Origin of the sequence: Campylobacter sp. JMF_01 NE2 (assembly GCF_027737365.1) — a bacterium.
Classification (GTDB): domain Bacteria; phylum Campylobacterota; class Campylobacteria; order Campylobacterales; family Campylobacteraceae; genus Campylobacter_B.
This window is the reverse complement of sequence record NZ_JAOVTR010000001.1, coordinates 76591-97525: the sequence shown is the minus strand read 5'-3', so window position 1 is coordinate 97525 and position 20935 is coordinate 76591. Positions and strand designations below refer to the sequence as shown.

Here is a 20935-nt window from a genome sequence, read left to right as displayed (position 1 = left end):
AAAAAGCGTAAATTTAGAGAGTTTTTAGTAAAATTATCGATTTGAATTAATGAGGAAGGCTTGATGTTTAATATCGTTTTAGTAAATCCCGAAATCCACACAAACACAGGCTCGATTGGGCGCATGTGTGTGAATTGTGGGTGTCGCTTGCACCTAATCAAACCGCTTGGTTTTGTCATTGATGATAAGCATTTGCGCAGAGCCGGCCTTGATTATTGGGCGAATTTGGATTTGAGAGTTTGGGAGAGCTGGGACGAATTTTACGCGGCAAACGAGGCGCACAAAGAGCGATTTTTCTTCGCTACGACCAAAACAAACAAGCTCTATTACGAGGCAAAATTTCAAAAAAATGATTTTATATTTTTTGGCGCAGAAGGTCATGGTTTGCCACTTGATATAATGAGAATAAATCGTGAAAATTGTATAACAATTCCCATGACTGCGCTTGGGCGAAGTCTAAATTTGGCCACGAGCGTGGGCATTATTACTTATGAGGCGATTCGCCAAAATTTGGGCGAATTTGATTTTAGGAGCAAGATTTGCGAATTTTAGCCCTTCTTTTCGTCGCACTCGCACTCTTTGGCACAGAGCTGAAAATCGCCACTTACAATGTCGAAAATCTCTTTGACGGCGAAAACAACGGCAACGAATACGAGGATTTCCGCCTAGAATTTGGCAAATGGAACAAGGTAAAATATAAAGAAAAATTAAATAAAATTGCGAGCGAAATTTTAGAGATAAACGCCGATATAATCGCACTTCAAGAGATTGAAAACGAAGGCGTTTTAAAAGCTTTGGCGAACAAAACGCAGTATAAATTTTATAAATTTTCAAACCCCAAATCAGCCCCAGCTGGCGTGGCGGTGCTATCAAAAATCCCGATAATTTCGAGCGAGTATTACCGTATGAGTAGCGTCAAAACTCGTGATATATTAAGAGCGGATTTCGAGTTTGAGGGGGCGAAATTTAGCGTGTATGCCCTGCACATGCTCTCCCAACGCAATCCTATCGGGGATAGAAAAAAGAGTTTTGATTTTTTAGCAAAAATCATAAAAAACAAAAAAAACAGCGTGATTTTGGGTGATTTTAACACCGGCATTGGTAAAAATTCGCTTTTAAACGAAATTTTAAGCGAGGGCAAATTTGTCGATTTGTGGAGCGATAATGTCTGCTTCGCAAATAAACTAATCGCGTGCAAATCACACGATAGCGGGGCTTTGCTAGATCATATTTTACTTAGCGATGATTTTTTTGGCAAGGCAAAATTTGGCTATAAAAAAGGCTCGTTTAAGGTCGAAAGCGCGGCACAAAGCTCCGATCATATCGCGCTTAGCTTTGTTTTAAGCAGTGAAAAAATTTCGCCAAACAAACCCAAGAATTTAGCCGTGCAAAACCCAAATTTAGAGTTAAAAGAGGCGCAAATTTCTGAAATTTACGGCGATGTAAATTCTGCTCCATTTATCCTAAAAAACGCAGTCGTAACCTACACTGACAAGCACGGAAGCGCGATTTCGCAAGGTAGCAAGGGCGTGTTTGTGTATGGGCTAAGTGGTGTTAGCGTGGGCGATAAGCTAGATCTTGCCGTGCAAAAAGCTAAAATTTATAGGAAAAAATTCGAACTTAGCGAGGCAAAAATCCTCAAAAGCCACGGAAATATCGGCAGTATCGAAAAATACACGCTAAAAGAGATTAACTATCACACCATCTCCCCGGGCGATGTCGTAGCGCAAATTTGGGGCGATGTAACGGACGGGCAAATCGTGGTAAATGGGCGAAAATATAAAATTTATTCCAAAAAAGGCAAAATCAAAAATCAAAAAAACGCAAAATTTAACAATGCGTATTTTACGATTTATGATGAGCAAAAGGAGTTTATAGTTCAATGATACATCTGCTTATGATGACCGCATTTGTGCTGTTTATGGCGTTTTTGGTCATCGGGTTTAACAAACAAATGATAGAAAAAAATAATAAACGAAATCAAGAAAAGGAAGAAAAAAATGAAATTACTTATTGAAATTGGAGTCGAAGAACTCCCAGCAATCCCGTTTTTGAAGGAATACAAAAACATTGCGCCAAAATGGAGTGCAGTTTTGGAAAAATACCGATTGCAAAGCGAATTTAGCTTCGAATTTACCCCTCGCAGATTTGTCATCTGCCATGAAAATTTCGCTAGCACACAAAGCGACAGCTTAATCGTCCAAACCGGCGCGCCAAAATCAGTCGCCCTAAAAGATGGCGCATGGAGCAAGGCCGCGCTAAGCTTTGCTAGCAAATGTGGAATTAGCGAGAGTGAATTGAAATTCAAAGAAATTGATGGCAAAGAGGTGCTGTATTTTGAGAGCGTGCAAAAAGGCGAGCCTAGCAAAAGCGTGCTAGGTGCGATGATTGAGGAGTTTTTGGGTAGTTTAAATTTCGGTAGAGCTATGCGCTGGGGCGAGGGCAAATTCGAGTTTATCCGCCCACTTCGAAGTGTGGCTTGCTTGCTAGGAAATGATAGCGTGGAGTTTGAAATTTACGGCGTAAAAAGCGAGCTAGCGTTTTTCCCACACAGAAGCTTTGGGTATGAAAAGGTCAAATTTACTAGCGCAGAGGAATACTTTGCGCTTTTGGAAAAACACGGCGTGATTTTAAGCGCACAAAAACGCAAAGAAAAAATCCTAGCCGAATTTAAAGAAATCGAGAGCGCAAATGGCGTTACAATCGAAATCGATGAGGATTTGCTAAGCGAGGTTGTCGCCATTACCGAGCACCCAACCGCGCTACTTGGCAGTTTCGAGGCTGAATTTTTAGCTGTGCCAAAAGAGGTAATCATCACTTCGATGAAGGAAAATCAACGCTATTTCCCAGTTTTCAAAAATGGCAAGCTAAGCAATCATTTCGTCGTTGCAAGCAACGCAATCACCGATGATAACAGCCTAATCGTGCGTGGAAACGAGAAGGTTTTGCGCGCAAGATTAAGTGATGCGATGTTTTTTTGGCAAAGCGATCTAAAATCAGGGCTAAATCCAGAAAAGCTAAAAAGCGTTTCGTATCTAAGCGGGCTTGGCTCGATTTATGATAAGCAAGTCCGTGAAATCTCTGTCGCAAAAGAGATTGCTAAATTTTGGGATAAAGAGCTAAGAGTCGAGTTTGGCGGGGATTACACTGGCGCGCTAGAAGAGGCGATAATGCTTAGCAAGGCGGATTTGGTTAGCACTATGGTGGGCGAATTTAGCGAGCTTCAAGGCATTATGGGAAGCTACTACGCCGCGCATGCGGGCAAAAACGAGCTAATCTCTCGCGCGATTTATGAGCAATACCTGCCAAATTCTGAGGACAGCGAGCTTCCTGTGGGCGTGTTTTCGTCGCTCGTGGGGGTTGCTACAAAATTTGAAAGCCTAGCAGGTCTATTTAGCATAAATAAAATTCCAAGCGGAAACAAAGACCCTTACGCATTGCGCCGTGCGGCCGCTGGAATTATCAAAATCGTGCAAAATTTGGGGCTAAATTTGGATTTGGGGGCGTTGGTTAAAAATGTAGCGGTGCAATATTCTGGGCTTGATAGCGATAAATTGTTGGATTTTATCAAAGATAGACTTTATGCTATTTACGATGTCAATCCATCTATTATAAAAGCGTGCCTAAACAGCGGCAAAGATGATATAAAGGCTCTTGGTAGCGCGATTGTGGCACTGGATAAAATTTCAAAAGATGAGAAATTTAAGGATAATTTCGACACCTTCAAACGCCTATCAAATATCATAAAAGATGAAAAAATCGGTGCTGTCGATGAAGCACTTTTCCAAAACGAAGCTGAGGGCGAGTTAAATTCGGCGTTTAAGGCGATTAGCGTGAGCCAAAACGAGCCTGAGGCCTACCTAAATGCGCTTTTTGGATTGAAAGATAAAATCGATATGTTTTTTGAAAAAGTAATGATAAATGTAGATGACAAGGCTGTGCGAGCAAATCGTATCGCAAATGTAGGTCAAATCTACAATGCGTTCAAAAAAATCGCCGATATCAAAGAAATTAGTTTTTAAGGAGAGAGTATGAAAAAGCTAATTTTAGCGTTTTTTGCTATGTTTTTTCTAATCGGTTGTGGTGGCGGTAGTGTCGATGATACGGTAAAGGGCTTTTTGGAAGCAGGGTATGCTGGCGATACAAAAACAGCCGCAAGCCTTATTTATCTTAGCAAAGAAGATATGCAAGATGAAAGTGTCAAGCCTGCATTAGAGGGCAAAGTGGGTATGTTGGTAGGTGAGGCTATGCAAGTAGCCAAAAAACACAACGGTCTAAAATCGATTGAAATCGTAGATAAAAATCTCGGCGAGGATGTCGGCACGGTGAAAGTGCGGATAGTTTTTAAAGATGGCAAAACGATAGATGATATGATGAAAGTGCGCAAAAATCACAAAGGCGAGTGGAAGGTGAATATTTTCTAAATTTTAAGGAGTAGCGATGAAAAGGTTATTTTCAGCGATTATAATGTTAGTTTTTGTGGGTTGTGGCGAAGGTCCTGAGGAAGTGGTAAAAAGCTATGTCGATTTGATAGGGTGCAAAGGAGATATCGAAAAAGGCGCGAGCCTAGTGTATCTAAGCGAAAGCCAAATGAAAGACGAGGCCACAAAGCGCAAGGTAGAGAGCAAGCTAGACTCGATGTCAGGCACCACCACAAGAGACGCTATGAGGCGCGGAGGGTGCAAAACAATCGAAATCACCGATAAAAATATCGGCAAAGACGCTGGCAGAATGAAGGTCAAAATCACCTTTGGTGACGGCACTACCGAAGAACTTGACGCCAGGGTTCGCAAAAATTATCAAGGCGATTGGAAGGTAGTATGGCGATAGTTTATGAAATTTAAAATTTCGCTTTTTATTTTTTTGGGATTTGCGCTTTTTTTGGCGGTGCAAATCCCGCAAATCCGCCAAAATTTACCGCAATTTTTCCAAGATAAAAGCTTAAAATTTCAAACCCTAAATTTGCAAAATTTAACAAATTTGCCAAATTTGGCGCCCGGCGATCTGGTTTTTCGCCTAGGCGATGAGTTTGATAGCGTGCTAATCGCGCAAATGAGCGAGTGGAAGTATTCGCATGTGGGGGTAGTGATAGATACTGCGCCGACACAAATCCTGCACGCGATCAGCGATAAGCGATACGCTCAAAACGGCGTCGTGATAAGCTCGCTAGATGAGTTTGTCTCTCGTGCGCGTAAATTTGGCGTAGCAAGGATAAATTTTTTAAGCGCACAAGAGAAGCGAAATTTGATAAATTCGCTAAATTTGCGCGTGGGCGAGGAGTTTGTTTTGGCAAAATCGACTGAGCCAAATTTATACTGCACGACGCTAATTGAGCGTGAAATTTCAAAAATTTATCCAAATTTCGCCCCCGCTTACACCTATATTGACGCGCCGTTTTTTCGCGGCGAGTATCTTTTTCCGCGCGCACTTGCTGAATTTAATGGCACCGAAATGATTTACGAGAGCGAGTGAAAATTCGCCGTGAATTTTGCTATGAAATTTCGCTGTGAAATTTCGCTGTGAAATTTCGCTGTGAAATTTAGTGGGAAAATTCGGGCATAAAAAAAGCTTGCCAAATTTGGCAAGCTTTGTGTGTCCGACGAGAATTTATAAACCTTAGTAATCTAACTCTGGTTTTGGAGTAGCATCTGTTCTAGCTGGCAATACTGGGTATTTTAGAGCTGCATCAGGTAGTTTTCCGCTTAGAGCGTTGAAGAAAGTAACGATTTTGTTTGCTTCATCATCGCTGATTTCGATACCTAATTGAACGCTACCCATAGCTTTAACAGCGTCTTTTAGTGACCAGATTGCGCCATTGTGGAAATATGGTGCAGTATCTACGATATTTCTTAGAACTGGTGCTTTAACCATACCGTTAGCATCGCCTTTGAAATCGCCAACATTAGCGAATTCGTATTTGCCTGCTACTTCGAACGGTTGCATTGTGCCGCCTAGGTTGATTCCGTTGTGGCAAGATACACAACCTTTATCGATAAATGTTTTTAGACCCTCTTTTTCGGCGTCAGTTAGGGCTTTTGAGTCGCCGTTTAAGAACTCATCATATCTTGATGGAGTTACAAGTGTTCTTTCGAAAATTCCCACTGTTGTAGCGAATAGATCGAAAGTGATTTTTGTATCTTTGCCATAAGCATCTTGGAATTCTTTAACATAGCCAGGGATTGAGTTAAGTAGTTTTTCTACGCTCTCAGGAGTTGCAGCCATTTCAGGAGCAGCTGTTGCTGGACCTGCTGCTTGCTCAGCTAGGTGAGCTGCACGACCATCCCAGAATTGCGCTGAGTTGAACACTGAGTTTAGTGTTGTAGGCGCATTGATATGGTGTGGGTTTGGAGTCCATTTGTGACCTGTTGAAGCTGGAACGCCGTCAGTTCCGCCGATTGCTAGGTTGTGGCAGGTATTACAGCTGATGATTCCACTTCTTGAAATTCTTGGGTCAAAATATAATTTTTTACCAAGTTCAACTCTTTTGTCGGTTGTTGGGAAATCTTTTGCATCTGGTGCTGCACTCTCTGCAAGTTTTGCGATTTCAGCAGCAGTTTTAGGTAGTGCTTGTAAGCCACTATCTTTTGCAAGTTTTGCCAAATCGTCAGCTGCGAATACTGAGCTAGCAACAACTACTGAACTAAGTAATAAAAACTTAACTTTCATTTTCCTCTCCTTTAAAAAAATGTAAATGGATTTTAAAATTTATTAAATAAAAAGTTACTTAAAAATTTAAGCGAAATAATAAAAATTCTTAAAAAAAAAAAAGATATAATTTATCGCAAAAAGGTGCTAGAACATAAAAAAATTACAAAATTTTATTAATTTAAGTTTTTTTTAAATTTAAAGCCGAATTTCTTCGATTTCTTGATAAATCACCCGAAATTTATCATCGATTTTAAAATCCTCGTGAAAATGCCCAAAATACCACTTTTTGAACTCTATTTTGTCGTAAAAATCCTGCAAAATTTTCGAATTTATATCATCAATTTTCGCTGCCATTGATAGTTTTATCACGCGTGGTATGACAAATCTGGGGCAGGTGTGCGTGATAATGATATCGACATTAAAGCCGTGTTTTGCGAGGTTTGCGTTCGCTTCGCAGATATCGGCCTGGCTTATCATTTCGCCCTCCCACCACGAGACCCCAAGCTCTCGCATATCTCGGTCGATACTAAGCGCGCCGCCCATGGTGAAAATTTTGCGCCCTGCGATTTCATAGACTTGCCCCCTCATTAAATGATACACGCTTTGCGAAATTTTATGCACTTTGTCGCCAGCAAATTCGCTGATTTCATAGGCGTTTAATCGGTCGAAATTTTCATGGTTGCCGTCGATGAAAAGCGTGGTAAATTTACGCTCATTGAAGTATTTTAGCCACTGCTCCTCGCGCGCGTCGCTTTGAAACATATTCCAAACAAAGCCAAAATCCCCAGCAATGATTAAAAAATCATCTTTGCAAAGCGCGCTTTCGAATTTCTCAAACTTCTTAAATCGCGCCATTTCGCCGCTAAACCCGCGCCAGCCGCCGTGTGTATCGCCTGTGATAAAAATTCTATTCATTGCCTGCCTTTTTAAATTTTTGTTTGATTTTTGCTTTTGCGATATTTATTTTATGTGCAAAATCCAAAATTTATGGAATTTTCATTATTTTTCAAATTTTGTATTTACCAAAATACTGACCCAAAAAACGATTACAACTATAAAATTGAAATTTTTGTATTTTATCGGAAACGAAATAAAGCTCAAAGGAAAATTTGGTGGTGTCCCGTGCAGGCTTCGAACCTGCGGCCCTCTGATTAAGAGTCAGATGCTCTACCAACTGAGCTAACGAGACACGAACTTGTATTTTATTCATATATATATAAAAAATAGGTTAAATTTGGCAGAATTTTCGAAAATTTGATTAAATTTAAATGATTTGTTGTTTAGTGTGAAATTTCATAGATAAATTTAATGGATAAATTTTAGGCTCCCTTAGCGAGAGCCTAAATTTGAGAAATTATTTTTTTGTTTGAGTTTTGCTTGCTTTTGCGCCTTTTTTGTAAGGGCGGTCAGAAACGATTGGTTTGCCATCAGCGTATTTTTTCTCGATTTTTGCAAACTCATAATTTGCGCCTACATTTTTAGCTGAGCGGACATTGCCCATTGTTAGGTATTTATAAAGAACATTTTTTAGGTTTTTAGTGTGTTCTGTATTGCGTGGAGAATCGTTTAAAATATCCTCGTAAGAGTAAATTCTCTCATAATAATCGTTTGTTAGTTGATCATCGATTGTGATACGACCGCTATCGATTGTTACGCCAGCATACAAGCCTGTTTGCTCGCCTGGGGTTGCAATCCATGCTGAAATATCAGGTAAATCAGTAGCGCGACCAGCTTTCGCACCGTGTCCGCCAAATGCTGCACCAGCACTTACTTCTAGTGTATCAGCGCCTGTGAATACATCTTGGTAAGATTTAGTTGTGTGGAAAAGTAGCACAACATCGCTTGTCTCGTATCCTGCTTGGATACCTACGCCAAAGCCTTTGTATTTGATGAAAATCGGAGCACTCCATGTGCCATCAGCATTTTTTACGCTAAAAATTCCATCGCCGTATTGGATAGAAGCACCAGCTGCTAGGCGTTTGACATCTGTTAGGATCGCTACTGCTTTTGCGCCTTGTAGATATTTTTGATCTACATGGAAACCGCTAGATGCGCCAAATGATCTCATAACATTAGTCGCTGCGATGACTTCTTGATTTGCTACGACATCAGCGTGCAAAAAACTAGAAACTACAAATGAAGCAATTAATAAAAATTTTTTCATATGTTTAATCCTTTTAAAATAGAAATTTAGTTATTATAACAGTAATTTCATTTTTTTTAGCTAATTTTTAACAAAAAATTGATGAAAAATAACAAATTTTTGGGAAAATAATGAAAATTTTGGCGATTTTAGCATTATGTGCGGTTAAAATTTTTGCTTTATCGATAGTAAATGGTGAAGCAATTGTTTTGAAATTTAACAAAAACACGAGTGAAATTTTAGCAAATGGTAAAAAAATTCCCCTCGTAAATTCACTGGGTAGTGATGAAAAAATTGCAATTATCGCTGCAAATTACAGAGCCAAAAACGATATCAAACTCAAAATCACCCAAGATGGCAAAACCACAACCGAGATTATAAATTTAATCAAAGGCAATTACAAAAGCGAGGCATTTTCTGTCGCTCCGTCTAAGGTAAAACCGCCAAAAGAGGCCAAAGCTCGCATAGAGCGCGAACTAGCCGAAGCAAACAAAATTTACGCTAAAACTACGCCAAAAATTTTATTACAAAAACCTTTTTTATTACCTTCAAATGCTAAAATTACATCCGCATTTGGCAATGCGCGCACCTTTAATGGCGAGTTGAAAAGCTACCACTCAGGCACGGATTACCGCGCTGCTATGGGCACAGATGTGCATAGTGTGGGCGAGGGCGTGGTCGTGATAGCAAAGGATAGATATTACGCTGGTGGCTCTGTGGTGATAGACCATGGTGCTGGCGTGTATTCGCAGTATTATCATTTAAGTAAAATTTTGGTAAAAGTAGGTGATAAAATAGGCGGTGGCGATAAGCTAGGGCTAAGCGGTGCTAGTGGGCGCGTGAGTGGGCCACATTTGCACTTTGGGATCGCTATAAATGGTGTGAGTGTGAATCCTTTGGATTTTATAAATAAATTTAATAAAGTGGTGTTTGAAAATGAGTGAAAACAAAAAATTAACCCCAAAAGAGTTGATAAAAGAGTTGATCGAAGGTAGCGAATATACGCTCAAAGACTCGGTAAAAGGGCGCGTGCGCATAGTAGGGCGAGATAAAAAAATCATAAATTTCCTCCCAAGACAATTCGGCGTAGAGAGCCTCAATGACAAAATGAGCCTAAGCCCAGAACAAATCGAAAAAATCAAGGCAAATTTCTTATCTATTTTGCGCGAGGGAGCAAAACCGGCCGCGAGTGCTGGAATTACTGGCGAGGCTAGTATGGAGCAGGATTTGCAAAGCGCTACAAAAAAATCGGTCAAAAGTAAGCCGAAATTTAACCTAGCGTCCAAAAATAAAACCTTGCAAGAAATTTACGAGGGCTCGAAAACAGCTGTCGCTAAGTCGCAGAGCAAAAGCGCGCAGTATTTCACGCCAGTAGCCGTGCGCAAGAAAAACACAAAAATCCCGTGCAAGGTGAGAATTTCGTTTTTGCGCAAAAGTTGCAGTGATGAAAAATTAGGAATCCTAGCTAGGGTGAAAATTCCGCTTTTAATGGAAAATTTCGGACTAAATGATGTCATAAACTCATCTGAACACGCGCAAATGGCGAAAAAAATGGTTCGCACAATCGCGAATTTGTATGTCGCCAAAGATTTGCGTGGCGTGCGCATAGAGGGCCCTGTGTGCCTATCTATGGGCTTTAAAAGCCAAATGGCAGATATCAGCAACCACGCTTTTGTATTCAAACTCATCGAGGATACTTTGGTAAATAACCGCGTCATCACGGACGATAACGCTAGCGTCGTCAAAGAGATAAAAATGTATAAACAAGACGAATTTGACGGCGTTTTGGTCGATATTTTAAAGACAGATAGATAACCGCTTCAAAATTTAATCGCTTAAATTTAAGCGATTAAATTTTTTATCACTCCCCAAAGAAGTTTTGCAGCATAAAACACCAAAATCGCCGTAGAAATGTAAGCAAACGCCCTAGCCACGCTATCTGGCAGGCGCGCTCTGTTTTTATAAACCACAAGCGGAAAAAGCGTAATCCACGATAAAATCGCTATAAAAAGCCCTAGCAGTGAGAGAGCGAAATTTTCGCTACTTACGCTAGCTGAGACACTGAGCCAAAACATAATCACATAAGGATTTAGCAAATTTAGAAAAAAGCCTTTTGAGTAAATTTTGGCGTGAGAGCCAAGCTCGACGCTTTTGATTTCGGGTGTGTTGCGCGCGCTTTTGTAAATTCCATACGCAATGTATAGCAAAAAACACGCCCCAAACACCGAAATAATCGCAAATACAAGCGGAATTTTGGCAAGTTGTGAAATCCCAAATGCGCTAAGGGCGAGATAAAGCATATCCGCACTCATCGCGCCAAGCCCCAAGCAAAGGGCTTTTGTGTAGCTTTGCAGCGCATAAGACATAATCAAAACATTAATCGGACCGATTGGCACACTCACGCCAAAGCCCATTAAAATGCCGTTTATAAAGGCGTTCATCAATTTCCTTTAAATTTTTAGTGTGAAATTAAAATTTAAAATTCAAAATCGCCAGTGCTACCTTTGGACATGCTCTCAAACACGGCCTTGACATACTTATCGCGCGTTTGGCAGTCTAGGATTTTTTCGCACTGGCTACAACTTTGCAAGCCATTTTGCGCTTGGCAATCTTGCAAAATGGCTAAATTTTTGTCTAAAATTTGCTCGAAAATATCGCGTTCTTGGTTATTTTCTGACATTATTTTTCGCTTTGATAAATTTCGTGCATTTTAGCAATTTCATATTTCGAGCCGAAAAAACACGGTGTGGTTTGGTGAATTTTTGAAATTTCAAGCTCTAAAAGCGAATTGTTTTTTCCGTCGCTAGTAGCACCGCCAGCACGCTCGTAGATATAGGCAAACGGCAACACTTCAAACGCCATGCGAAGCTTGCCTGCTGGGTGATCGCTCGTGGCTGGGTAGCTAAATAGCCCGCCACCTTTTAGCAAAATTTGGTGCAGGTCGCTGACCATGGCACCTGAGTATCTGAGGCGATAACCCTCGTCAAATAGCGTTTTTACGAGCACTCTGTGCGTATCGCTCCAACCTTTTTGCGTCGCTCCCGTGGCGTTTAGTTTGCCTTTTTCGTTTAAAACCAACTCTTTTGCGAAGGCAAATTTGCCGTCCCTGCCAAGCCTGTATAGCTTCGGAGTATCGCCTAAACATACGCAAAGCTCGATTCTAGGGCCATACACGCTATATACTGCCCCGCGCAATGAGCTTGGTGAAATTTCGCTCTCATAAATCGCAAAAATCGAGCCCACGGCGAAATTTACATCTACTAGGCTAGATCCGTCGAGCGGATCGTAAGCTACTATAAATTTGCCGTTTTCATTAATGCTTAACATTTCCTCTTTTTCTTCGCTAATTAGCGCCTTGACGCACTCTACGCCGCGAAATTCGCGCTCGATTATCATATCGCTTAGCACATCGAGTTTAAGCTGTGTATCTCCGGTGGAATTTTGCGTGCTAGCGTAGCCGAAATCAGCGTATTTTAGCTCTTCGCTGATTAAAACGGCGATTTTTTCTATTGTCTTTACGATTTCTTGCATACTCTCTCCTTTTTAAACTTTTTTAGCATTATCAAGTATCCATTTTGCGATACTTTGCGCGTCGTTTATGTCGAAATTTACGGGGCAGAATTTATCCATTTGCGCTTTTGGCAAATTTGTCGCAATGGCTTGCGAAAACGGCAAATACGCCTCGTCGATTTTGTCCCTAAATAGGCTGATTCGTGGCAGGGGCAGTGTTTTTAGACCCTCCACAATCAAAATATCAAAATCACCAAATCCAGCGATAATCTCGTCTAAATTTCGCATTTGTTTCAAAAAATATGTCGTGCGCGTAGGGCTTACGACCGCCACATCTGCGCCAACTGCGCTAAATTTCGCGCTGTCTTTGCCCTCGGTGTCAAATTTGGCCTTGTCTTTGGGGTCGTGTTTGACGATAGCGACCTTTAAATTTTGCTCGATAAAAATTTGCGCTACCTTGCAAATTAGCGTTGTTTTGCCGGTGTTTGACGGACCTGAAAACGCAATGGCTAGTCTTTTCATCTCTCTCCCTTAAAAAACCTTGATTGTATCAAATTTAGCCTTTTAAAAAGCAAAATTTGATAATATACGCCAAAATTTAAAGGAAGAAAAATGCAAAATTTAACTATTTCAAAATTTGCGCACACTCTGATTTTAGGGCTGTTTGCGCTAGGAAATTGCTCGTGCGCTAACAAAGAAAAAGTCCCTCACGACCCGGTCAAAAACGAGTTTATGGCATATACGCAAAAATTCGAAAGCGTCAAAGAGGGCGATAGATACCTGGGCGTGGCGACCTATCTAAACCCCACAATGCCCGAGATTCGTAATGAAAGAGAAGATGAGTTTTTCTTGCTAACCTCGTATCCAAAAGAGATCGAGATTAAAAATGTGCGCGTAAATGGAAGCGACGAAAATGTCAGCGTGGAGCTAATCGCCGATGAGAGCGAACTAGCTAGCAAAGAGGTTTTTAAAATCGCGTGGTCTAATCGCTACAAAATCAGCGCGCCAAAAACGCAAAAAGACGATCTCGTGCTTAGCTTTACGACCTCAAACGACCTAAATGCGAGCGTGAAATTTCGTAAGGTCTCAAAGTCGATGTATTGGCACCCTAAGCTCAAACTCGATGATTAGAGTGGGCGCAAATTTTGCTAGAAATAAAATTTGTGATAAAATTTCAGAAATTCAAATTTGAAGGATAAAAAATGAAATGGCGTGGCGGAAATAAAAGCTCAAATATCGACGATATGAGAGCTAGTAGCGGTGGTGGCGGAGGCGGAGTAAATCTCGCGCTTTTGATTCCTGTGGTGAAATTTTTGGTAAAAACGAAATTTGGCAGAATCGTCCTAGCCCTTGGCGTGGTGGCGGCGTTTATGGGTTATAATCCGCTAAATTTGCTAAATTTCACCTCTGCTGGCGGTGGAGCTGCGGCTAGTAAATTCGAAAACAACGAAGCAGCGCAGGAAGCCAAGGATTTCGTTTCTACCGTGCTAAGGCAAACCGAAGATGTTTGGGGCACGATTTTTGCGAAATACGGCGCGAAATACTCTGAGCCAAGACTGCTTTTATTCCACGGCGCGACAAGAAGCGGGTGCGGGTATGCTAGCTCGCAAGTTGGGCCGTTTTACTGCCCGGCTGATACTAGGATTTATTTGGATACGGATTTTTTCTCTGATTTGGCGAAAAAACACCACGCGGCGGGCGATTTCGCGCAAGGCTATGTCATCGCGCACGAAGTGGGACACCATGTGCAAAACCTGCTAGGAATTTTATCTAACGCCGATAAATTAAAGGCCAGAACAAACGAAGCTGGGGCAAACGCGATTCAGGTTAGAGTGGAGCTTCAAGCCGATTGTTTGGCAGGTATTTGGGGACATCATCAATACAAAATTTTAGAAGATGGCGACTTGGAAGAGGCGCTAAATGCCGCTACGATGATAGGCGATGATACCTTGCAAAAAAAGGCGCGCGGATATGTGGTGCCTGATTCTTTCACGCACGGAAGTGGCGCACAAAGAAAAGAGTGGTTTTATAAAGGCTTTAAAAGCGGTTCGCTAGAAGCGTGCAAAAGCGGATTGGAAAGTTAGTGAATTTGGCGAAATTTTAAATTTCGCCAAATTTTGAATTTTAATAAATCCGCTAAATTTGGTTAAATTTAGCGGATTTTATCACTTTTGCTTGGAATTAAGAGCTTATCTAGCTCCTCACGCACGCTTACTTTTGAATTTGGGTTTAAAATATGCGAATAAATCACATAATTTGCCAAAACCTTCTTGCCATAATCCCTGCTCTCGGCAAATGTTACTAGCTCCATTGACAAAAACGGCTCGTATTTTCCCCTCTTAAACAAATCTGCGCGTTTTAGAAGTTTGCTCGTAAATCCCAGTCCGCCATTGTATGCGTATGCGATAAAAACAGGGCTAAGTAGCTTGGTTTCGAGCGTGTCGATGTGGATATTGGCGAATTTATAGGCGATTTTTGGATCAAACATCATATCTTGATCCCAGCCCTCGATACTAACCTGCTTTTTGGCGATATCGTTTGCTACAAATGGCATAAACTGCATCATACCAAGCGCATACGATGTCGAAACGGCGCTTGGGATAAAGCGTGATTCTTGGCGGCCAAGGGCTAAAATCAGCGCTTGGCGGTGCAAATCAGTAGTGCCGATATGCTCCATAAATGGCGTTAGATAGTAGTTGTCGCGCCCACCACTAGCCTTATTCATTATATACGCCCATTCGCCAAGGCTCTCTTTTGTGTCGAATTTCTTCGCAAACTCCAAAAGCTCTGCTTTGCCCATTTTATCGGCTTTGGCCTTGGTGCGAACCCAGTTAAATGGGTTTTTGATATCATAGTTTGAAATTTTATCGCGCGCTGGGGTTGGATTTATGATATTTAGGCTTTTATCGCCCAAAATTTCCTTTGCGTAGAGCGAGTAGAGGCTATAATAGTTGCTTTTGGCAAGCTCGCGCAAGATATTTTCGTCTTTGCTTAGCAAATAGACCCAAAATTTCGCATTGTGCGAGTTATGCACGCTCTCTATCGTAGCTGCTGCGCGCCCAAAATACGCCAAAGCCTGCGCCTCATCCCCATAAGTTAGAGCATTTACGCCGAGCAAAAACGCGATTTCTTTATCCACTTTTTGCGGATTAATTCCTAGCATAGATTGGCGCAAATTTGAATATTTGCGCTTGATTACGGCGTCCTCTACGACAGCCTTAAAACCAGAGAGTTGCGCCATATCTGTGATAAAAGCGGGGCTTGCGTTTATGTTTAGCAAGCTCTCGTCGCCCTTGAATTGATAATATGAAAAATAATTTTGCGCATGTCCGCTCTCTCTAAAATACTGTGCCGGCGAGCCAGAATTAAAGCCTTTTAGCAAATTTATCGCACTCATCGCGCCCAAATTTCCGCTATTTTCAAATTTGCCAATTAATGCCGAGCGAGTTTTGGGGCTTAGCTTTGCCACAAATGCTGGATAGCTTCTAGCCTTTTGGCATGTTAAATTTGCGTCTAGTATATTCGCGCTCGTCACCCCTGCGCAACGATCTGGTTTTGGTAGAGCTTTAAACGCGCCTAAAATTTTATCAAGTTCCTTTTTTATCTTGCCACGATAGCGGTAAATTCCAACCTTTCTAAGGGCTTTTAACTCGTTTTTATCGTATTTGGTCTCGGTGGCTAGGCGGTAAATATAATAATCTTTCGCCAAAGATTTTGGTTCGTTTTTTATCTCTTCGTAGCTTTTGACATTTGCTGCGGCAAAACTCGCGCAAAGTGCCACCGCTAGGCTAAATTTAAATAAAATTTTCAAAAAACACTCCTTTGTAAGGCATAAATTATCGCATTATCAATCACGCTAAGGCCGATTAAAATCACAAGCGGGGCGAAATCAAACCCGCCAAGCGTGGTTGGGATATACCTGCGCACGAGTTTGAAAGCCGGGGTTGTAAGCTTATAAATCGCTTGGACAAATTTATTAAACGGATTTGGGCGTATGAAGCTAAGCACGCAGGCGACAAACACAAGCAAAATATAGGCTTGTATGGCGTAGTGCAGAGTGATTAAAACGCCGTAAATTAGGCTATTTGCTAGCATTTAGGATTTCCTTGATTGATGATTTTATGAGCGGATAAAGTTCATTTAGCTCTGGTCCGTGAGGCGCGCCTGTAAGAAGCAATCTAAGTGGCATAAAAAACGCCTTGCCTTTGAGAGCGGTTTTTTCCATAAGGATTGTTTTTAACTCGTTAAATTCGGCTGGAATTTGGGCTAAATTTAAAATTTCATTTCGCAAAATTTCAGCGTTTTGGCTAAATTCGCTTGGAATTTCTTTTTGGCTAAAAATTGCGCTAATTTTTGCTTTGATTTCTGGGATTAGGCTGGATTCTTGGGTGTAAAATTTCACTAACTCTACCTTGCTTTCATCTACGCCAAAAAGCTCGCAAATGCGCTTAGTGCTTGCTCTTTTGATATGCTCGCGGTTGATAAATGCAAGTTTGTCGATGTCAAATTTCGCCGGTGCCTTTGAAATTTTGGCGATATCGAAAAACTCCACCGCTTCTTCGATACTAAAAACCTCGCATGGGGTTTTATTTCCTAGCAAAATCAGATAATTCGCAATCGCCTCAGGCAAAAATCCAGTTTCCAACATCCATTTTACGCTACTTGCGTCGTCGCGTTTGGACATTTTCTTGCCATCAGGCCCCAAAATAATCGGCAAATGCGCGTATGAAATCTCGTCTGTGTATCCCAAACACTCCCTAATCCAGTTTTGTTTCGGGGTGTTGCTGACATGATCCTCGCCCCTGATTACAAAGGTAACGCCTTCTAACATATCATCAGTGGCGCAAGCGAAGTTGTATGTCGGGGTTTTATCTGCGCGCATGATGACGAAACTATCGATATTTTCAGGCTCAAAGCTAATCTCGCCTTTGATAGCGTCTGTGAATTTCAAAACTCTGGTTGGTTTTTTTAGCCTAATTGTAAATGGCTTTGGATTGTCTATGACCTCAGCGTCACTTAAATGCTCGCAAGTCCCGTCGTAGCGATACGCTACGCCTTTTTCTTTGGCTTTTTCTTTTTTGGCACTAAGCTCTTCTTCGCTACAAAAGCAGCAAAACGCCTTGCCTTCTTGCAGAAGCTTTGCGGCGAATTCTTGGTGAAATTTTAAATTTTTGCTTTGATAATAAAGTGTTTGCCATTTGATACCAAAAAGGGATAAAATTTCCATTATATCTTTGTCTTTGCCCTCGATATTGCGGGCAGTATCGGTATCCTCGATACGCAAAATAAATCCACTTTTATCTTGAAGCGAGCGGATATAGTTAAAAATCGCGGCGCGTAAGTTTCCAATGTGCATATCGCCTGTGGGTGATGGCGCAAATCTATACATAAATTTTCCTTTTCTTTATTAAATTTCAAAATTTGCCATTATACTTTTTTCTACCTAATAAAAAGCAAAAAGTAAGCAAAATTAGGTTATTATCTATCCTTTTATTTCCCAAAGGAGGCTTTTAATGAGCTTTATTCAAGAATTCAAAGAATTCGCAATGAAAGGCAATGTCATCGATATGGCAGTGGGTGTGGTCATCGGTGGAGCCTTTGGCAAGATCGTAACTTCACTAGTTGGCGATGTCATTATGCCAATCGTCGGAGTTATCACAGGTGGTATGAATTTTACCGATTTAAAAATCGTTTTAAAAGAGGCTGTGGGCGAAACACCAGCCGTGACGATAAATTACGGCTCGTTTATACAAACAGCGGTTGATTTTATCATTATCGCATTTTGTATTTTTTGCGCGATTAAGGCGATTAACAAGCTTAAAAAAGAAAAACCAGCCGAGCCAGAAGCTCCTGCCGAGCCAAGTGAAGATATCAAACTTCTAAGCGAAATCAGGGATTTGTTAAAAAAATAATATGGAAATTTTGAAATTTATCCCTTTTTTTAAGGGGCTTGATGAGGCCAAAATCGAGCGATTAGCTCAGATTAGTAGCAAAAAGGCTTTTAAAAAGGGAGAAATTTTATTTTATGAGGGCGATACAAGCTCTCATTTAATCATCTTGCTTAAAGGCACAATCGAGATTTACAAAACAGCCCCTAGTGGCAAGGAGATCTATATCCACGAAATCCGCCCGATGTCTTTCGTGGCTGAGGTTGTAAATTTCGAAAATATCCCCTATCCAGCCAGCGCGCGCTTTGCTAGCGGTGGCGAGGTTTTAAAAATAGATTATGAAAAATTTGTCGAAGAGTTTTTGAGCGAGCCTGAGATTTGCATTAGCATTATAAAATCAATTTCGGCGAAGTTAAGGGCGCTAGAATTTGCGCTTGAAAACAGCGTCGTGCTACCTAGCGAGGCAAAAATATCAAAGTTTATCATCGAAAATTTTGATATTTTTACCAGCTCAAAACACATTAAAATCGCCAAAATTTTAAATATCACCCCTGAGACATTTTCTCGCACGATTACGAAATTTAAAAAATCTGGCGCGCTTTTGGTCGATAAAGACGGCGAAATTTCGGGCTTTGATAGAGAAAAATTAGAAAAATTTATCTGATTTGGAGTAAGAGTGAAAATCCCATATATTTTTCCGATTGTAGCCACGACGCTCTTTGTTTTTTTGAATTTATACATTTACAAATCAATCTCAGCTAGGTTTGAAATTTATGATAAATTCAAAAAAATAAAGCCGTTTTTAATAGTTTTTTGCCTATTTTTGGTGATTTTCGAGGGTATGTTTTTTACTAGAAGTGTTTTTGCCGGCGCGCTAAAAGATGAAATTTTATACAAAATTTGCGTCGTTTGCGTGGCTAGTAGCTTTTCGCTTTTCTTTTTGTGCCTAGCCTATGATATTTTAAATGTGAGCGCAAAATTTGCTAAATTTAGCGAGAGCAGGCGCAAATTTATTAAAATTTGCGTAGATGTAACCTTTGTAATAATGGCGTTTAGCTACCTTTTTAAGGGCTTTTATAATGCTTTAAAAACTCCAAAAATAAATGAAGTGGATATAAAAATCAAAAATCTAAGCCAGGATCTGAATTTGGCTGTGGTGAGCGACATACACTTGGGCGAGTTTTTGAAAAAAGATTTTTTGCAAACTATCGTAGCACAGATAAACGCTACCAGCCATGATGCTGTGTGTATCGTGGGCGATATGTTTGATTTGCGTTCTCACGAGCTAGGCGATATTTTGGAGCCTTTGCGCGAACTAAAAAAGCCTGTGTTTTTCGTGACAGGAAATCACGAATATTACAGAGGCGCGAAGGGGTTAATCGAGGCCTTGGAGCGCGAGGGCGTGAGAGTTTTGCAAAACGAGAGCGTGGAGTTTATGGGGATAAATCTGCTTGGCACACACGATTTAAGCGGTGTGAGATTTAACGAATTAGAGCCAAATTTCAGGGCAGCCCTAAAAATGACAGATCCAAATAAACCTAAAATTTTGCTCGCTCATCAGCCAAAATTTATAAATTTACATGTAAAAGATGAGGTGGATTTGTGTATTTGCGGACACACGCACGGCGGGCAAATTTTCCCATTTAGCCTGCTTGTAGCACTCGATCAAAAATATGTCCATGGGCTATATAATGACGGAGCAAAGCAAATTTATGTGAGCAGTGGGGCTGGATTTTGGGGGCCTCCGATGAGGATTTTTGCCGACGCAGAAATCGCGCTACTAAGACTAAGGAGAGAGTGATGAAAAAGCTAATTTCACGCTGTTTTGGGGCTGTGGCTGGGGTAAAATTTCCGCGCCCTGTGCAAAGGTTTATAAATCAAAAATATATCGACGCTTTTGAGATTGATATGAGCGAATTTTTAGGCGCAGGTGATTACGATAGCCTAAATGCGCTATTTACGAGGCGTTTGGTGAGGGAGCGTGAAATTTGCGCCGAGCCTAGCGCGTTTTTGAGCCCAAGTGATGGAGTGATTTTTGAGTGTGGGGCTACTAGTGATTTTAGCGCGTTTAGTATAAAAGGGCATAAATACGATATTTGGGAGCTTTTGGGGCTTAAATCTTGGGCTGGGGATTTGCAAAAGCAAAATTCCGAAATTTTTATTAGTTTGCTAAATTTAGATGATATGAAAACTTCCAGAGATTTTAAAATGTCGGCGGATTTGACATACGCAAACATCTATCTAAGCCCAAAAGACTATCATCACTATCACGCTCCATGCGATCTTAGCGTTATTGGTGCGCTATATATCCCGGGCGAGCTTCACAGCGTGGCAAAAAAATATCTGCTAAAAGTGCCAAATCTTTATGCCAAAAACGAGCGCGTGGTTTTGCTCTGCAAAATGAGCAATGGCGGGCTTTTGTGGCTGGTTTTTGTAGGGGCGCTAAATGTAGGCAAAATGAAATTTGACTTTGATAGCAGGATTCAAACTAACGCTAAGGCTAACGATAAGGCTAGGGAAATTTTGAATTTTGATTATAATAAATTCGATTATGGCGAAGGCGTGAGCTTTAAAAAGGGCGAACATATTGGAAATTTCGAGCTTGGCTCTACGATAGTGATGATTGCCGAGAAGGAATTTTTGGAGTTTGAAATTTCGCAGGGGCAGAGAGTAAAATTTGCGCAAAAAATCGCTAGCTTAAAATAATTTAAAGCTAGCTTAATTTTATTTTGGCTATACTTAAATC

At 40.9% G+C, this 20935-nt stretch carries 25 protein-coding genes and 1 tRNA gene; 15 read left to right on the top strand and 11 right to left on the bottom strand.

Annotated elements, in window-relative coordinates:
- The first annotated feature begins 63 nt into the window (after nt 1–63).
- Genes OFO01_RS00515 through OFO01_RS00485 form a run of 7 tightly spaced genes read left to right on the top strand, consistent with a single transcriptional unit; the run spans nt 64 to nt 5472 of the window.
- A complete protein-coding gene (locus OFO01_RS00515) occupies nt 64–552 on the top strand; it encodes a tRNA (cytidine(34)-2'-O)-methyltransferase (RefSeq protein WP_270858225.1) in 489 nt (162 codons plus the stop codon).
- Nucleotides 540–1886, top strand: coding sequence for an endonuclease/exonuclease/phosphatase family protein (locus OFO01_RS00510; RefSeq protein ID WP_270858224.1), 1347 nt, complete (start codon nt 540–542; stop codon nt 1884–1886). The genes OFO01_RS00515 and OFO01_RS00510 overlap by 13 nt, the downstream gene beginning before the upstream one ends.
- Nucleotides 1883–2017 (top strand): hypothetical protein, encoded by a 135-nt coding sequence (locus OFO01_RS00505; protein WP_270858223.1) that lies wholly within the window; start codon nt 1883–1885, stop codon nt 2015–2017. The genes OFO01_RS00510 and OFO01_RS00505 overlap by 4 nt, the downstream gene beginning before the upstream one ends.
- Nucleotides 2001–4022: a glycine--tRNA ligase subunit beta gene (gene glyS, locus OFO01_RS00500; RefSeq protein ID WP_270858222.1), complete on the top strand. Its 2022-nt coding sequence runs from the start codon at nt 2001–2003 to the stop codon at nt 4020–4022. Before OFO01_RS00505 ends, glyS begins: the two co-directional genes overlap by 17 nt.
- 9 nt (nt 4023–4031) lie before the next feature.
- Nucleotides 4032–4424, top strand: coding sequence for a DUF4878 domain-containing protein (locus OFO01_RS00495; RefSeq protein WP_270858221.1), 393 nt, complete (start codon nt 4032–4034; stop codon nt 4422–4424).
- A gap of 16 nt (nt 4425–4440) precedes the next feature.
- Complete coding sequence (locus tag OFO01_RS00490) at nt 4441–4830, top strand: DUF4878 domain-containing protein (protein WP_270858220.1); 390 nt, start codon at nt 4441–4443, stop codon at nt 4828–4830.
- A 3-nt stretch (nt 4831–4833) separates the two neighbouring features.
- Nucleotides 4834–5472 (top strand): YiiX/YebB-like N1pC/P60 family cysteine hydrolase, encoded by a 639-nt coding sequence (locus OFO01_RS00485; protein WP_270858219.1) that lies wholly within the window; start codon nt 4834–4836, stop codon nt 5470–5472.
- Nucleotides 5473–5616: 144 nt separating this feature from the next.
- On the opposite strand, the gene OFO01_RS00480 is transcribed toward OFO01_RS00485, so the two are convergent.
- The 4 genes from OFO01_RS00480 to OFO01_RS00465 all read right to left on the bottom strand — a co-directional run bounded on the left by OFO01_RS00480 (nt 5617) and on the right by OFO01_RS00465 (nt 8812).
- The gene (locus OFO01_RS00480; RefSeq protein WP_270858218.1) at nt 5617–6666 is read right to left on the bottom strand and encodes a cytochrome-c peroxidase; all 1050 of its coding nucleotides are present in this window, start codon (nt 6664–6666) and stop codon (nt 5617–5619) included.
- A gap of 177 nt (nt 6667–6843) precedes the next feature.
- Nucleotides 6844–7563 (bottom strand): metallophosphoesterase family protein, encoded by a 720-nt coding sequence (locus OFO01_RS00475; protein WP_270858217.1) that lies wholly within the window; start codon nt 7561–7563, stop codon nt 6844–6846.
- A 198-nt stretch (nt 7564–7761) separates the two neighbouring features.
- A tRNA-Lys gene (locus OFO01_RS00470) sits at nt 7762–7837 on the bottom strand.
- A 165-nt stretch (nt 7838–8002) separates the two neighbouring features.
- Nucleotides 8003–8812: a lipid-binding SYLF domain-containing protein gene (locus tag OFO01_RS00465; RefSeq protein WP_270858216.1), complete on the bottom strand. Its 810-nt coding sequence runs from the start codon at nt 8810–8812 to the stop codon at nt 8003–8005.
- 110 nt (nt 8813–8922) lie between these two features.
- Here OFO01_RS00465 and OFO01_RS00460 point away from each other — a divergent pair, with 110 nt between their 5' ends.
- Nucleotides 8923–9735 (top strand): M23 family metallopeptidase, encoded by an 813-nt coding sequence (locus OFO01_RS00460; RefSeq protein ID WP_270858215.1) that lies wholly within the window; start codon nt 8923–8925, stop codon nt 9733–9735.
- Nucleotides 9728–10606, top strand: coding sequence for a hypothetical protein (locus OFO01_RS00455; RefSeq protein WP_270858214.1), 879 nt, complete (start codon nt 9728–9730; stop codon nt 10604–10606). Before OFO01_RS00460 ends, OFO01_RS00455 begins: the two co-directional genes overlap by 8 nt.
- Nucleotides 10607–10632: 26 nt before the next feature.
- Here OFO01_RS00455 and OFO01_RS00450 read toward each other — a convergent pair whose 3' ends face one another.
- From OFO01_RS00450 to mobB, 4 genes are read right to left on the bottom strand one after another with little or no spacing between them, the layout of a single operon-like run.
- Entirely contained in the window at nt 10633–11232 is a 600-nt protein-coding gene (locus tag OFO01_RS00450) for a LysE family translocator (RefSeq protein ID WP_270858213.1), read from the bottom strand.
- Nucleotides 11233–11267: 35 nt separating this feature from the next.
- Entirely contained in the window at nt 11268–11471 is a 204-nt protein-coding gene (locus tag OFO01_RS00445; RefSeq protein ID WP_270858212.1) for a hypothetical protein, read from the bottom strand.
- Entirely contained in the window at nt 11471–12322 is an 852-nt protein-coding gene (locus OFO01_RS00440; protein WP_270858211.1) for a class 1 fructose-bisphosphatase, read from the bottom strand. Before OFO01_RS00440 ends, OFO01_RS00445 begins: the two co-directional genes overlap by 1 nt.
- A 12-nt stretch (nt 12323–12334) precedes the next feature.
- The gene (gene mobB, locus OFO01_RS00435) at nt 12335–12823 is read right to left on the bottom strand and encodes a molybdopterin-guanine dinucleotide biosynthesis protein B (protein WP_270858210.1); all 489 of its coding nucleotides are present in this window, start codon (nt 12821–12823) and stop codon (nt 12335–12337) included.
- Nucleotides 12824–12913: 90 nt separating this feature from the next.
- Here mobB and OFO01_RS00430 point away from each other — a divergent pair, with 90 nt between their 5' ends.
- Nucleotides 12914–13432, top strand: a complete 519-nt coding sequence (locus OFO01_RS00430) for a hypothetical protein (RefSeq protein ID WP_270858209.1) — start codon at nt 12914–12916, stop codon at nt 13430–13432.
- Nucleotides 13433–13503: 71 nt separating this feature from the next.
- Complete coding sequence (ypfJ, locus tag OFO01_RS00425; protein ID WP_270858208.1) at nt 13504–14385, top strand: KPN_02809 family neutral zinc metallopeptidase; 882 nt, start codon at nt 13504–13506, stop codon at nt 14383–14385.
- Between the two features lie 68 nt (nt 14386–14453).
- Here the strand turns inward: ypfJ and OFO01_RS00420 are convergent, their stop codons facing one another.
- Genes OFO01_RS00420 through gltX form a run of 3 tightly spaced genes read right to left on the bottom strand, consistent with a single transcriptional unit; the run spans nt 14454 to nt 17690 of the window.
- The gene (locus OFO01_RS00420; RefSeq protein WP_270858207.1) at nt 14454–16112 is read right to left on the bottom strand and encodes a transglycosylase SLT domain-containing protein; all 1659 of its coding nucleotides are present in this window, start codon (nt 16110–16112) and stop codon (nt 14454–14456) included.
- The gene (locus tag OFO01_RS00415) at nt 16109–16396 is read right to left on the bottom strand and encodes a YggT family protein (protein WP_270858206.1); all 288 of its coding nucleotides are present in this window, start codon (nt 16394–16396) and stop codon (nt 16109–16111) included. The genes OFO01_RS00420 and OFO01_RS00415 overlap by 4 nt, the downstream gene beginning before the upstream one ends.
- Nucleotides 16383–17690: a glutamate--tRNA ligase gene (gene gltX, locus OFO01_RS00410; protein WP_270858205.1), complete on the bottom strand. Its 1308-nt coding sequence runs from the start codon at nt 17688–17690 to the stop codon at nt 16383–16385. The genes OFO01_RS00415 and gltX overlap by 14 nt, the downstream gene beginning before the upstream one ends.
- Before the next feature lie 124 nt (nt 17691–17814).
- Between gltX and mscL the strand changes: the two genes are divergently transcribed.
- From mscL to asd, 4 genes are read left to right on the top strand one after another with little or no spacing between them, the layout of a single operon-like run.
- Nucleotides 17815–18213: a large-conductance mechanosensitive channel protein MscL gene (mscL, locus tag OFO01_RS00405; RefSeq protein WP_270858204.1), complete on the top strand. Its 399-nt coding sequence runs from the start codon at nt 17815–17817 to the stop codon at nt 18211–18213.
- 1 nt (nt 18214) lies between these two features.
- On the top strand, nt 18215–18853 hold the full coding sequence (locus OFO01_RS00400) for a Crp/Fnr family transcriptional regulator (protein WP_270858203.1): 639 nt from the start codon (nt 18215–18217) through the stop codon (nt 18851–18853).
- A gap of 12 nt (nt 18854–18865) precedes the next feature.
- Nucleotides 18866–19990, top strand: a complete 1125-nt coding sequence (locus OFO01_RS00395; protein WP_270858202.1) for a metallophosphoesterase — start codon at nt 18866–18868, stop codon at nt 19988–19990.
- Nucleotides 19990–20895, top strand: a complete 906-nt coding sequence (asd, locus tag OFO01_RS00390; protein WP_270858201.1) for an archaetidylserine decarboxylase — start codon at nt 19990–19992, stop codon at nt 20893–20895. Before OFO01_RS00395 ends, asd begins: the two co-directional genes overlap by 1 nt.
- The last annotated feature ends 40 nt before the right edge of the window (nt 20896–20935 follow it).